The organism is Sinorhizobium sp. GQ132 (assembly GCF_059758575.1).
The window spans coordinates 123,436-134,738 of the sequence record NZ_JCAXDX010000006.1 but is presented as its reverse complement, the minus strand read 5'-3'; the positions used below and the strand labels follow the sequence as shown (position 1 = coordinate 134,738).

Sequence of the window (11,303 nt, the reverse complement as noted above, 5' to 3'; positions counted from 1 at the left end):
TTACCCTCCGGCCAATTCGCCCAACACGCCGACGATCGTGCGCTTCGCCAACTCGACCTTGAAGGCGTTATGGGCGAGGCCTCTCGCCGGCGCGAGTTCGGCTTCCGCCGCCTGTCTGAAGCTCTCGGCACCAGCGTTCGCTCCCGCCAGGACGCGCTCGGCTTCGGTAGCCCGCCACGGCTTGTGCGCCACGCCCCCGAGCGCCAGGCGGACGTTCCTGACCTTGCCGCTGTCGATCTCCAGAGCGGCGGCCACGCTGACCAGGGCAAAAGCATAGCTCGCGCGGTCCCGGACCTTCCGATAGAGCGAGCGCCTGGCGAAGCCGAGCGGCGGGATCTCGATGCCGGTGATAAGTTCGCCGGGCTGCAGATCGGTCTCGATATGGGGGGTATGCTCCGGCAAACGGTGGAAGTCCTCGAAGGCAATCGTGCGCGCGCCGCTGGGCCCGACGACGTTCACCTTCGCATCGAGAGCCGCCAGGGCGACGCACATATCGGACGGATGCGTGGCGATGCAGCTGTCCGAGGCTCCGAGGATCGCGTGCATCCGATTGAAGCCCCCGATCGCATCGCATCCCGCTCCCGGTGCACGCTTGTTGCAGCGCGCCGCGTGGTCGTAGAAATAGAGGCAACGCGTTCGCTGCATGAGGTTGCCCGCAACGGTCGCCATGTTGCGGATCTGGCCCGATGCTCCGAACACGATCGCCTGGGCCAGAAGCGGATAACGGTCCCGCACGACCGGGTGACCGGCGACCGCCGTGTTCCGCACCGTCGCACCGATAGCAAGGCCGCCATCCGGCCGCTCCTCGATCCGGTCCAGAGGCAGCCCGGTCACATCCACCAGCGCGTCCGGCTGTTCGATGTTCTCGCGCATCAGGTCCACAAGGTTGGTGCCGCCGCCGAGCAACTTCGCATTCGGCGTCTTGGAGAGGAGCTGCACGGCGGTTTCCAGATCAGTCGCTCTCGCATAGGCGAAGCTCTTCATTTCGCCACCTCGCGGTCAAATGCGCTGTGGATCGCCTCGCAGATGCCGACATAAGCCCCGCAACGGCAGAGGTTTCCGCTCATGCGTTCCTTGATCTCGGCGTCCGAGAATTCGATCGCAGCCGCGGCCATGTCCCCGGTCACGGCGCTCGGCAAGCCGCTTTGAAATTCTCGGAACATTCCGATCGCCGAACAGATCTGCCCGGGGGTGCAATAACCGCATTGGAAACCGTCATGCTCGATAAATGCGGTCTGAAGCGGGTGAAGCTCGCCGTTGGCAATGCCTTCAATCGTGGTGATCTCCCGTCCTTCAAGCTGAAGCGCCAGCGACAGGCAGGACAGGACGCGCTGACCGTCCACCAAAACCGTGCAGGCCCCGCAGGCGCCCTGGTTGCATCCCTTCTTGGGCCCGGTAAGGCTCAAATGCTCGCGCAGAACGTCCAGCAGAGAGGTGCGCGGGTCGATCGACAGGGAATGATCGACGCCGTTGATCTTCAGCAGGATCAGCGCCGCGCCGGCAGGCGGGATGGGTGCCGCCTTAGGCGTTGGGTGGGGAGATGGCATGAGCACACCCTCTCGATTTGCATCAGCCGCGGCATCTTTCGCCGCGGAGCGGGGCAGGTCAGTCGCGCGAGGCGGCAGGGGTTGCCAGAACCCGGCAATCGGATGAATGTTCCGAAGATTGTTCGCATGCGGCACGACCGCGGCGGCCGGGCAGGGACAGCGATTGGCGAGATGATCTATTTCACGGGCGACACGCATTACGGCGATCCGCGTGTGCTTCACATCGACCGCCGGCCGTTTTCCAATATGGCCGAACATGATGCCGCCCTGATCGCCAATTGGAACGAAACCGTCTCGCCGCAGGACGACGTCTGGCACCTTGGCGACTTTTCGGCAAAGAGAACCGGGCTTGCCCAAGATCTGCTATCCCGTCTGAACGGCCGCAAGCACCTGATCGTAGGCAACAACGACCCGATCGACACGACCGGGGCGAGCGGCTGGCACAGCGTGCAGCATTACGCGGAGCTGATGGTCGATGGACGGCTGCTCGTCCTTTGCCATTATCCGTTCCGGACATGGAACCAGATGGGAAAGAAGTCGATCAATCTGCACGGGCACTCCCATGGCAGATTGAAACCGATCCCGCGGCAGTTCGATGTGGGCGTGGATGCCAGAGGCCTGCGTCCGGTCCGGCTGGTTGATATTCTCCCTCAAGCCGGGCGGTAAACTCCCGCTTGGCGCTCGGGAACGTGCGAGCTTCTCGAATGTTCTACAAGGCAGGCTTGCGTCCCGAATGCGAGGTGCTTCAATGCAAGGAGACCTATTCGGAAACCCGCCCGGCAATCTGCCTGAGGGCTTCCGCTACCAGGCGGGTATCGTTCCGCAGAAGCTCCAGAAGGTACTTCTGGAGGCGCTGCCGGGGCTTCCCTTCAAGCCTTTCGACTTTCACGGCTACGAGGGCAGGAGGCGTGTGGTTTCATTCGGCTGGAAGTACGACTTCGACACCGAGGCGGTCCGGAAGATCGATGCCATTCCCCCGCTGCTTCTGCCGCTCAGGCAGCTGGCGGCCGACTTTTCCGGACTGCCGGCGGAGGGACTCCAGCAGGCACTGGTCACCGAATATGATGTCGGGGCCCCGATCGGCTGGCACAGGGACAAGGCGGTGTTCGGCGATGTCGTCGGGATATCGCTGCTGGCTTCCTGCACATTCAGGTTGCGCCGAAAGCGGACCGGCAAATGGGAGCGGGCTTCCGTCATTCTCGAGCCGGGCTCGGCATATCTCCTCTCCGGCAGTGCGAGATCCGAATGGGAGCATTCCATCCCGCCGGTAGAGCGCCTGCGCTATTCGATCACCTTCCGGGAGCTGCGCTCAGGGATTACCGCCGGCGGCCGTGCGTGACTCTGTCGATATCAGCCGATCAACGTGCCCCAGGACGGGTCCCATTCGACGTCCTCCACGAGCTCGACATAGATCGGGGCCGACGCTTCGCTGTGGCTTGCCGCCAACCTGAAGGCCGACTCGGCCTCCATTTCTTCTCCGGGAAAGATGACGTCATCCTCGGAGGGATCGGTGACCTTTCGCACATATCCCCGCACGGCGTTGCCGGAGTGGTAGAGTTTCACGACCATGGCGCCCGGCACGGGTCCTTCCGGAAGCCGCTGATAGACGGACATCGAGACCTCCTCGGTCGCGGCAAAGCTAATTCCGGCCATCGTTCGGCCTTGCCTTGTCGCCCTTCTTCTTCACCGTCGTCGCTGTCTTGGCATCCGGCTCCTGTCCGTAATAGGTGCCACCCAAATGGCCCCCGGCGCTCGTCTTCTCGGCCTGTTTTCGTGCGTCCTTCTGGGCTTGCTCGACATTGGTCTTGCTCATCTTGGGAACTCCTCTGATTGCTGCTGTGTAACCACAGGCGAGCGCTTCTGTTCCGGGGCAGCGTTTACGTCGGGCAAACGTCAAAGCCGCTTGGAACCCATCGGCAATTGCGGCGTTTCCCCCAATCGGCGGAGATTCCGGATGCGAGCTTTGAGGGTGGCGATCGGCATCGCGGCGGTCATCTTTGTGGCTGCCGCTGGTTTCCTTTTATTTGCGTGGCGTTCGGAGTTACCCGAAGACACCGCGGCGGCGGAGGCGCGCTTCGCTCCGGAGCTAGTCGCCAAGGGCGCGCAACTGGCGGCGCTAGGCAATTGCATCGCCTGCCACACCGTGCCTGGGAGACCGGCATTTGCCGGCGGCCTTGCATTGCCCACCCCCTTCGGCACGATCTACTCCACCAACATCACCCCTGACCGCGAAACGGGTATCGGCGGTTGGAGCGAGGCGGCCTTCGAGCGCGCCATGAGGGAAGGTGTCGACCGGGAGGGAAGTCACCTCTACCCGGCGTTTCCCTATGAGCACTTCACGCGTGTTTCGGCAGACGACAATCGTGCCCTCTACGCTTTCCTCATGACGCGTGTCGCGGTGAAAGCCGAGGCGCCGGAAAACGACCTTCCGCTTCCCCTTCAGTTCCGGCCTCTGCTTGCCGGCTGGAAGCTGCTTTTCCTCGACGGCGGCGAGCGAGAGCCGGACCCCGGCCAGAGCGAGGCCTGGAACCGCGGGCGCTATCTTGTCGAAGGCCTCGGCCACTGTGGGGCCTGCCATACGCCGCGCAACCCATTTGGCGCCGAAGACCGCGACCGGCATTTCGGCGGCGGCGAAGCGGAAGGCTGGCAGGCCTATGCGATCAACACGGAGTCGAAGGCGCCGATCCCCTGGGACGAGCAAAGCCTCGCCTTCTATCTTCGCAACGGCTGGCACGAATTCCATGGCGTTTCGCGCGGGCCCATGGCCGAGGTGACGGGCAATCTCGCTTTCCTGCCGGACAGCGATATCGCGGCGATCGCCACCTATGTAATGTCGATCATGGGCGCCCCAACGCCGGAACGCGAGCAAAGGGCGGCACAGTTGCGCGAGGCTTTTGGAGGGCAGCGCCCGGAGCAGGCGGCGGACAGCCAGCGTTCACTGGCCAGTGGGGCAGGCGGCCAGCCCGGCGAAGCAATTTATCTTGCCGCCTGTGCAAGCTGTCACGAGAGCGAGCGGCGTCAGCCCTTCGGGGGGCTGAATTTCCAACTCAGCACCGCTGTCAATGCGCCGAACCCGCAAAACATCGTCAACGTGGTGCTGTCGGCCTACCGCCGGCCGATGGCGAAGCGAGCGCGGTGATGCCGGCTTTTGGCCATCTGCTCAGCGATCAGCAGGTGGCCGATCTCCTTGCCTACATGCGCGAACGGTTCTCGGAGGAGCCACCCTGGGCCGGGCTCGTCGAGCAGACAGCCAGAACCCGTTCCGGGACCTACAAGGTGGCAATCCGGCCCTCTGACGGCATCGAAAGGGCGCCGCACCATGTCGGCGCCGAGGAGGATTGAAGATGGTATCGCTGACAGTCAACGGCAGCCCGCATCAGATCGAGGCAGATCCGGCGACGCCGCTCCTTTACGTGCTGCGCGACGAACTGGCGCTCAACGGGGCCAAATACGGCTGCGGACTTGGGCAGTGCGGCTCCTGCACCGTGGTCGTCGATGGCGAGGCGGTGCTTTCCTGCATGGTGCCTATCATGCTGCTGGAAGGGCGGGAGATCACCACCATCGAGGGCTTGGGAACGATCGACGCGCCGGGGCCGCTGCAGGAGGCGTTCATCGAGCTGCAGGCGGCGCAATGCGGCTATTGCATTCCGGGCATGATGATGAGCGCGCATGCGCTTTTGCGCCGTAACGCGCAGCCGAGCGAAGAAGACATCCGCGAGGCGCTTGCGACCAATCTTTGTCGTTGCGGCACCCATATGCGGATTCTCGCGGCGATCCGGCGCGCCGGCGAACTGATGCAGGCCGCCTCGCTGCCTGCCACTGATCAGGGGAGGACCGGCTGATGGGCCTGCTTCAGGAAGAAATCACCCGCCGCAGCGTCATCGCAGGCGCCGGCGGGCTTGTCGTCGGTTTCTCGCTCGGCCGTGCATTTGCCCAGGAGCTTCCGCCGGCAATGCCGCCGGCTGCGCCGGTGTCCCTGCCGGGCAGCCTTGACGACGAGCGTTTCCTCGATTCATGGATACGCATCGATCCCGACAATTCGGTCACGGTCTTCACCGGCAAGGCGGAACTCGGGCAGGGCATTCGAACGGCCCTGTTGCAGGTTGCCGCCGAGGAGCTCGAAGTCGACCCCGCTGAGATCCGGCTGATAACGGCCGACACCGGCCGAACCCCGAATGAAGGGTTCACGGCCGGCAGCCAGTCGATGCAAAACAGCGGTACCGCCATCAGGAACGCTGCAGCGCAGGTGCGGGCCCTGCTTCTGGCCGAAGCTGCCAGGCGCTTCGGCATGGCGGCGACGGAACTCAGGGCGGAAAACAAGGCGGTGCTGACAAAAGACGGACGGCGGGCGACCTACGGCGAGCTCGTTTCCGGACAGATGCTGCACGTGGAAGCCCAGCCGCAATCGGCATTGAAGCCGCCTGGTACTTTCCGCGTGATCGGCAAAACACTGCCGCGCGTCGACATCCCGGGCAAGGTGACGGGCGAGGCGGCCTATGTTCATGATCTTCGCCTGGAGGGCATGCTGCATGCGCGCGTCGTGCGCCCGCCGAGCCCCGCTGCCAGACTTTCGGAGGTGGATGCGAGCGCCGCCGAGGCGCTGCCGGGCGTCGTCTCGGTCGTGCGCGACGGCGATTTCCTGGCGGTGGTGGCCTCGAAAGAGTTCCAGGCGGTGAGCGCCATGCGGGCGCTGGCGGCGGCCGCGCGGTGGCAGGAAAGCGAGACGCTCCCCGACCAGACCGATCTGCCGGCGGAATTGCAAAGACTCGAGAGCGAGGTGGGGACGGTCGCCGAGGCCGGCATGCTTTCGTCCGATGGCAAGGTCTTCGAGGCGACGTTTAGCCGGCCCTATCAGATCCACGGCTCGATCGGCCCGTCCTGCGCCGTCGCGCGGATGAACGCGGACGGGGCGTTAGAGGTCTGGTCCCACACGCAGGGTGTCTTTCCCGATCGGGCGGCGATCGCCGAGATGCTGGCCATGCCGGAAGACAAGGTCCACGTCATCCATATGGAAGGATCGGGCTGTTACGGCCACAATGGCGCCGATGACGCGGCTGCGGATGCGGCCCTCATCGCCAGCAAACTGCCGGGCAAGCCGATCCGGGTCCAGTGGATGCGGGAGCAGGAGCACAGCTGGGAGCCCTATGGTCCTGCAATGCTCATGAAGATCAGTGCAGCACTGGACGACCAGGGCAGGATCGCAAGCTGGGCCTATGACCTTTGGAGCAATACCCACTCCACCCGTCCGGGCGGAGCCGGTGCGCTCCTGGCGGCGCGCCACAAGGCCGAAGCCTTCCAGCCGAAGCCCGCCAAGCTCAATATCAGCCCGTCGGGCAACGGCGACCGAAATGCCAATCCGCTCTATGTGATCCCGAACAAGCGCGTGCTCTGGCATTTCCTGGCCGAAATGCCGCTCCGCGTATCGGCGCTTCGCGCGCTTGGGGCCTATGCCAACGTCTTCGCGATCGAAAGCGCGATCGATGAGCTGGCGCTGATCGCCGAAGCGGATCCGGTCCAATTCCGGCTACGCCACATGGAGGACCCGCGAGCCCGTGCCGTGATCGAGCTGGCCGCGCAGCGCTTCGGCTGGGACAAGGCGCAAATGCCCCGTAACCGCGGACGCGGCTTCGGCTTCGCCCGCTACAAGAACCTTGCCGCCTATCTGGCGGTGGCGATGGAGGTGGATGTCGAACCCGAAACGGGCCGTGTTCACGTGGTCCGCGCCGTTTCAGCCATCGACAGCGGCGAGATCGTCAACCCGGACGGCATCCGCAATCAGACCGAAGGCGGAATTTTGCAGGCGATCAGCTGGACGCTCTATGAGGCCGTCGCCTTCGACCGGACCAGGATCACCAGCACCGATTGGTCCAGCTATCCGATCCTGCGTTTCGCCAGTGTACCGGAAAGCGTGGAGGTCCACATCGTCGAGCGTCCCGGGGAGCCTTTCCTCGGCACCGGGGAGGCGGCCCAGGGCCCGGCGGCCGCAGCCGTCGCCAACGCGATCAGGGATGCGACCGGCAAGCGCCTTTACGATCTGCCTTTTACCAGGGATCGAATTCGAAGCGCCGTCGGGCGCGCGTGATCTAACGGCAGGTCCTCACGACAGCCGGTATTGCTGGAAGACCTGCAGGAAGAGTTCGCGCTCCGTCGTGATGTCGAGCTTTTCATAGATGGATGACGCAGTCATCGACCCAATCACTTTGCCGGTACCCGCGTCCGACTTTACCAGTCGAGTATCGGCCGCGTGATCATGAGCCAGAAGATTGCGACGACGGCGCCGAAGGCCGGGAAGCCGAAGGCAAACCATAGGCGGAAAAGTTGATGATAGCGCTTCGGCAGCGGCTCGCCGGACTTGCGTGCCGTTTCGGCGAGCCGGCGCATTTCCATCTGCATCCACACCACCGGCAGCCAGAATGCACCTGTGATCACGTAGAGGAGAAGCGAAAGCAGGATCCATCCTTCCATGAGCGAATAGCCGACGTTCCAGGCAAGGGCGATCCCCGTGACGGGCTGCAACACCACGGCGGTGGCGGTGAAAAGAAAATCGGCGACGACGACCATGCGGGCCACGGCCGCGACCGTTTCCGTGCGGCCGGTCCGATGCGCCAGAAGCATGAAGAACGCGATCCCGGCGCCTGTGCCGAGGAGGACGGAGGCGCCGATGATATGCAGGAACTTGAGAACGAAGTACAGCATCAACGCTCCTCCAGGATCGCAAGGGCAGCGAGATGCAGTACCAGGATGGGCCAGATCTTCAGAAGCGGTCCGAGCGGCTCGTTCCACAATTCCGGGAGCAGGACCGTTCCGGCGATGGCATAGAATAGCGAGAGGCCGACCGCGCCATAAAGGCCGATGCGGCTGGTGCGGCGAAACGCAATTGCCATGCCGATCAGGATATCGGCGAGGGCTCCGGCGATGACGCTCGGCCCGGCAAGAACGCCGGCGCCTCCCCGTTCCATCAGATCGACGCCGATCTCATACCCCGATGTGAGCGAGATGACGCCCGTCGTGATCCAGAAGAGCGAGAGGACGACGAAGATGACGGGCTTGAGCAGATAGAGCTTGGCGAACCAGCGCTCCTGGACGGAGACCGGCGTTCTCGCCAGCGCGTCTGCGAGCGCTACCGGTTCTATTCCGGTCTCCTCGACCCACGCCCGGACGTCGCCGACGGCGCCGCGCACGATCTCTTTCTGCGCGGTGCTGCGGGTCGGCGGTCGCCAGCCCAGTGCCCCGGCGATATCGCTGAGCTTGTAGGTGAGGTTCGCGAGCGGCGTTGGCATGTTCACGACGCGAGCCGCGGGCCATCCGAACCAGCGCCTGTAGGCGCCTACCACGTCTTTGAACGACAGGGCCTCGGGTCCCGCAACCTCGAGGATAAGCCGCGAAGGAGCATTCCGGTCGACGAATATCTCGACCGTGCGCACTACGTCTTCGAGGCGCACGACCTGAAGCAAGCCGGTATTCGGCATGACCGGCAGCCAGGGCAGAGCGGCGAGGCCCCTGAAAAGAGCGCTGGCGCCGTAGGCTCCAGGGCCGAGCACGACGGAGGGGCGCAGGATGATCCAGTCGAGATCGCATGCCATCAGCGCTTCGTCGCCCTGAAGCTTGGTGCGCGAAAAGGGCGACGGCTGGGCCCTGTCGACCCCCATTGCCGAAAAGTGGATGACGCGGCGCACCCCCGCCTGCTCGCAGGCTTTGAAGAGGGAGGCGGGACCGCGGGCATGGACTGCCGTCGTATCGTCCCCCGGACCGTCCTGGAGCGTTCCCGCGCAGTTTACCACGGCGTCGATACCTGAGAGATGCGGCAGCCAGTCCTCAGGGCCGACGGACCGAAGGTCGAGTTCAAGGGCCCTGCCGGCCGTGCGGGGGCTTGGTGCCGAGCCGGGCCGGACCACGCGGACGATCTCGCTTCCGCGGCCATGGAGCCCCGCGCACACGGCGGAGCCGATCAGGCCGGACGCGCCGACCACAAGCACTCTCGTCATTCGTCCTCACAATCTTCCCGGGCGAGCCGCTATTCGCACTCGCCTACGTCCGACGCCAAACAATTGCGGCAAGGAAGATGTTCCTTTTGACTTGACCTGCGCTTTTTATGCGGCACTCTCCCGGTGGAGGAGTCTTAAGACCCTCTCCGCGAGGGCTCTCGACAATGGCCAGCTCTACTCTATTTGTTTCGAGGCGGTGCTGGATGCGAAAAGGTGGCTCTAGCACTTTGATTTACTGCATGTTTTTGTCTTGCAATCACCAGGATTCAAGGGAAGACGCAGTGGAGAGGAAGACGAGTGGTTCGCTTGACATCGGGAGTGTCTGCGAGCGTCTCGGGTGTGGTTGAGTACAAGGGAGGAGAATATTATGCGGTTGATTTCCATTTCCACGACGATTGCATTCGGCTTCGCTTTTCAGGCGCAGGCCGCCACGGAACTGCAGTGGTGGCACGCAATGACGGGTGCCAACAACGAAATGATCGAGGAACTCACCAAGGAGTTCAACGAGAGCCAGAGCACCTACAAGGTGGTGCCTGTGTTCAAGGGCACCTATCCCGAGACGCTGAATGCCGGGATCGCGGCTTTCCGGTCGAAGCAGCCGCCGGCGATCATTCAGGTGTTCGATGCCGGCAGCGGCACGATGATGGCCGCCGAGGGTGCGATCGTGCCGGCAGCGGAGATCCTCCAGAAGGGCGGCTTCACCTTCGACAAGTCGCAATATCTGCCCGGGATCGTCGCCTATTATTCGAAGCCGGACGGAACCATGCTGTCCTTTCCGTACAACTCCTCCTCGCCAATCCTTTATTACAACAAGGACGCTTTTCAGAAGGCGGGCCTGAACGTCGACAACCCGCCAAAGACCTGGCCGGAAGTCTTCGAAGCGGCGAAGAAGATCAAGACGAGCGGTGCGGCGCCTTGCGGAATGACGTCGACCTGGTTGACGTGGATCCAGACGGAGAACTTCGCGGCCTGGAACAACGTGCCCTACGGAACCAATGAAAACGGCCTCGGCGGCACCGACGTGAAGCTGCAGATCAATGCGCCGCTTTACGTGGAGCATTTCCATGCCATTGCGGATCTCGCCAAGGAGGGCGCCTTCCGCTATGGCGGGCGCACCTCGGAGGCAAAGCAACTCTTCACCTCAGGTGAATGTGCCATCCTGACCGAGTCTTCGGGCGGTCTCGGCGACATCGCCAAGAGCGGCGTGAACTACGGTATCGGTCAACTCCCCTATTACGAGGGTCACGGTCCGCAGAACACGATCCCTGGCGGAGCGAGCCTCTGGGTATTCGCCGGCAAGTCCGACGAGGAATACAAGGGCGTAGCGGAGTTCTTCAACTTCCTTTCTCAGACCGAGATTCAGGCCAAGCTGCACCAGGTCTCGGGCTATATGCCGGTCACGATGGCCGCCTACGAGGAAACGAAGAAGTCGGGCTTCTACGAGAAGAACCCCGGGCGCGAAACGCCGCTTCTGCAGATGATGGGCAAGGCGCCGACCGAAAACTCGAAGGGCGTCCGGCTGGTCAACCTGCCCCAGGTTCGGGACATCCTCAACGAGGAGTTCGAAGCGATGCTGTCCGGGCAACAGGATGCCAAGACGGCCCTCGACAAGGCGGTCGAACGCGGCGACGCCGCAATCGCAGCAGCAATCAGCAATTGATCGAAGCAGGTTGCCCGGCGCCGTCGTTCGACGGCGTCGTGCTTTCTGCGGTCATGCCACCCTGACGTGATCTCGGGCCGATCCGGCCCAAGATCATCGTGATCCAGGAGA

Annotated in this window: 11 protein-coding genes and 1 pseudogene; 6 read left to right on the top strand and 6 right to left on the bottom strand. The window is 63.6% G+C overall.

The genetic code is table 11. The features are described from left to right. Nucleotides 1–984: an FAD binding domain-containing protein gene (locus AC6CIG_RS17225; protein WP_440853561.1), complete on the bottom strand. Its 984-nt coding sequence runs from the start codon at nucleotides 982–984 to the stop codon at nucleotides 1–3. After that, a complete protein-coding gene (locus AC6CIG_RS17220; RefSeq protein WP_498323131.1) occupies nucleotides 981–1,547 on the bottom strand; it encodes a (2Fe-2S)-binding protein in 567 nt (188 codons plus the stop codon). Before AC6CIG_RS17220 ends, AC6CIG_RS17225 begins: the two co-directional genes overlap by 4 nt. Before the next feature lie 126 nt (nucleotides 1,548–1,673). Between AC6CIG_RS17220 and AC6CIG_RS17215 the strand changes: the two genes are divergently transcribed. Together AC6CIG_RS17215 and AC6CIG_RS17210 are read left to right on the top strand one after the other, a co-directional pair. Further along, nucleotides 1,674–2,213 (top strand): metallophosphoesterase family protein, encoded by a 540-nt coding sequence (locus tag AC6CIG_RS17215; RefSeq protein ID WP_437408169.1) that lies wholly within the window; start codon nucleotides 1,674–1,676, stop codon nucleotides 2,211–2,213. Between the two features lie 82 nt (nucleotides 2,214–2,295). Further along, complete coding sequence (locus tag AC6CIG_RS17210; RefSeq protein ID WP_437408168.1) at nucleotides 2,296–2,886, top strand: alpha-ketoglutarate-dependent dioxygenase AlkB; 591 nt, start codon at nucleotides 2,296–2,298, stop codon at nucleotides 2,884–2,886. A gap of 11 nt (nucleotides 2,887–2,897) precedes the next feature. Here the strand turns inward: AC6CIG_RS17210 and AC6CIG_RS17205 are convergent, their stop codons facing one another. Next, the gene (locus tag AC6CIG_RS17205) at nucleotides 2,898–3,161 is read right to left on the bottom strand and encodes a hypothetical protein (RefSeq protein WP_102762793.1); all 264 of its coding nucleotides are present in this window, start codon (nucleotides 3,159–3,161) and stop codon (nucleotides 2,898–2,900) included. A gap of 25 nt (nucleotides 3,162–3,186) precedes the next feature. Continuing rightward, on the bottom strand, nucleotides 3,187–3,360 hold the full coding sequence (locus tag AC6CIG_RS17200; RefSeq protein WP_100672369.1) for a hypothetical protein: 174 nt from the start codon (nucleotides 3,358–3,360) through the stop codon (nucleotides 3,187–3,189). A 141-nt stretch (nucleotides 3,361–3,501) separates the two neighbouring features. Here AC6CIG_RS17200 and AC6CIG_RS17195 point away from each other — a divergent pair. The 3 genes and pseudogenes from AC6CIG_RS17195 to AC6CIG_RS17185 all read left to right on the top strand — a co-directional run bounded on the left by AC6CIG_RS17195 (nucleotide 3,502) and on the right by AC6CIG_RS17185 (nucleotide 7,629). After that, a pseudogene (locus AC6CIG_RS17195) lies at nucleotides 3,502–4,889 on the top strand (c-type cytochrome). A gap of 2 nt (nucleotides 4,890–4,891) precedes the next feature. Then, nucleotides 4,892–5,389, top strand: a complete 498-nt coding sequence (locus tag AC6CIG_RS17190) for a (2Fe-2S)-binding protein (RefSeq protein ID WP_437408166.1) — start codon at nucleotides 4,892–4,894, stop codon at nucleotides 5,387–5,389. Then, nucleotides 5,389–7,629, top strand: coding sequence for a xanthine dehydrogenase family protein molybdopterin-binding subunit (locus AC6CIG_RS17185; protein WP_437408165.1), 2,241 nt, complete (start codon nucleotides 5,389–5,391; stop codon nucleotides 7,627–7,629). Before AC6CIG_RS17190 ends, AC6CIG_RS17185 begins: the two co-directional genes overlap by 1 nt. Before the next feature lie 140 nt (nucleotides 7,630–7,769). On the opposite strand, the gene AC6CIG_RS17180 is transcribed toward AC6CIG_RS17185, so the two are convergent. After that, a complete protein-coding gene (locus tag AC6CIG_RS17180; protein ID WP_437408164.1) occupies nucleotides 7,770–8,243 on the bottom strand; it encodes a DUF2269 family protein in 474 nt (157 codons plus the stop codon). Next, nucleotides 8,243–9,532 (bottom strand): SDR family oxidoreductase, encoded by a 1,290-nt coding sequence (locus tag AC6CIG_RS17175; RefSeq protein ID WP_437408163.1) that lies wholly within the window; start codon nucleotides 9,530–9,532, stop codon nucleotides 8,243–8,245. The genes AC6CIG_RS17180 and AC6CIG_RS17175 overlap by 1 nt, the downstream gene beginning before the upstream one ends. 367 nt (nucleotides 9,533–9,899) lie before the next feature. On the opposite strand from AC6CIG_RS17175, the gene ugpB reads away from it, so the two are divergent. After that, nucleotides 9,900–11,192: a sn-glycerol-3-phosphate ABC transporter substrate-binding protein UgpB gene (gene ugpB / locus AC6CIG_RS17170; protein WP_437408162.1), complete on the top strand. Its 1,293-nt coding sequence runs from the start codon at nucleotides 9,900–9,902 to the stop codon at nucleotides 11,190–11,192. Nucleotides 11,193–11,303 lie beyond the last annotated feature (111 nt).

Bases quoted from the DNA above. Each gene is read 5' to 3' on its own strand.
- AC6CIG_RS17225 (WP_440853561.1), bottom strand. From the start codon at position 984: ATGAAGAGCTTCGCCTATGCGAGAGCGACTGATCTGGAAACCGCCGTG.
- AC6CIG_RS17220 (WP_498323131.1), bottom strand. From the start codon at position 1,547: ATGCCATCTCCCCACCCAACGCCTAAGGCGGCACCCATCCCGCCTGCC.
- AC6CIG_RS17215 (WP_437408169.1), top strand. From the start codon at position 1,674: ATGCGGCACGACCGCGGCGGCCGGGCAGGGACAGCGATTGGCGAGATG.
- AC6CIG_RS17210 (WP_437408168.1), top strand. From the start codon at position 2,296: ATGCAAGGAGACCTATTCGGAAACCCGCCCGGCAATCTGCCTGAGGGC.
- AC6CIG_RS17205 (WP_102762793.1), bottom strand. From the start codon at position 3,161: ATGTCCGTCTATCAGCGGCTTCCGGAAGGACCCGTGCCGGGCGCCATG.
- AC6CIG_RS17200 (WP_100672369.1), bottom strand. From the start codon at position 3,360: ATGAGCAAGACCAATGTCGAGCAAGCCCAGAAGGACGCACGAAAACAG.
- AC6CIG_RS17190 (WP_437408166.1), top strand. From the start codon at position 4,892: ATGGTATCGCTGACAGTCAACGGCAGCCCGCATCAGATCGAGGCAGAT.
- AC6CIG_RS17185 (WP_437408165.1), top strand. From the start codon at position 5,389: ATGGGCCTGCTTCAGGAAGAAATCACCCGCCGCAGCGTCATCGCAGGC.
- AC6CIG_RS17180 (WP_437408164.1), bottom strand. From the start codon at position 8,243: ATGCTGTACTTCGTTCTCAAGTTCCTGCATATCATCGGCGCCTCCGTC.
- AC6CIG_RS17175 (WP_437408163.1), bottom strand. From the start codon at position 9,532: ATGACGAGAGTGCTTGTGGTCGGCGCGTCCGGCCTGATCGGCTCCGCC.
- ugpB (WP_437408162.1), top strand. From the start codon at position 9,900: ATGCGGTTGATTTCCATTTCCACGACGATTGCATTCGGCTTCGCTTTT.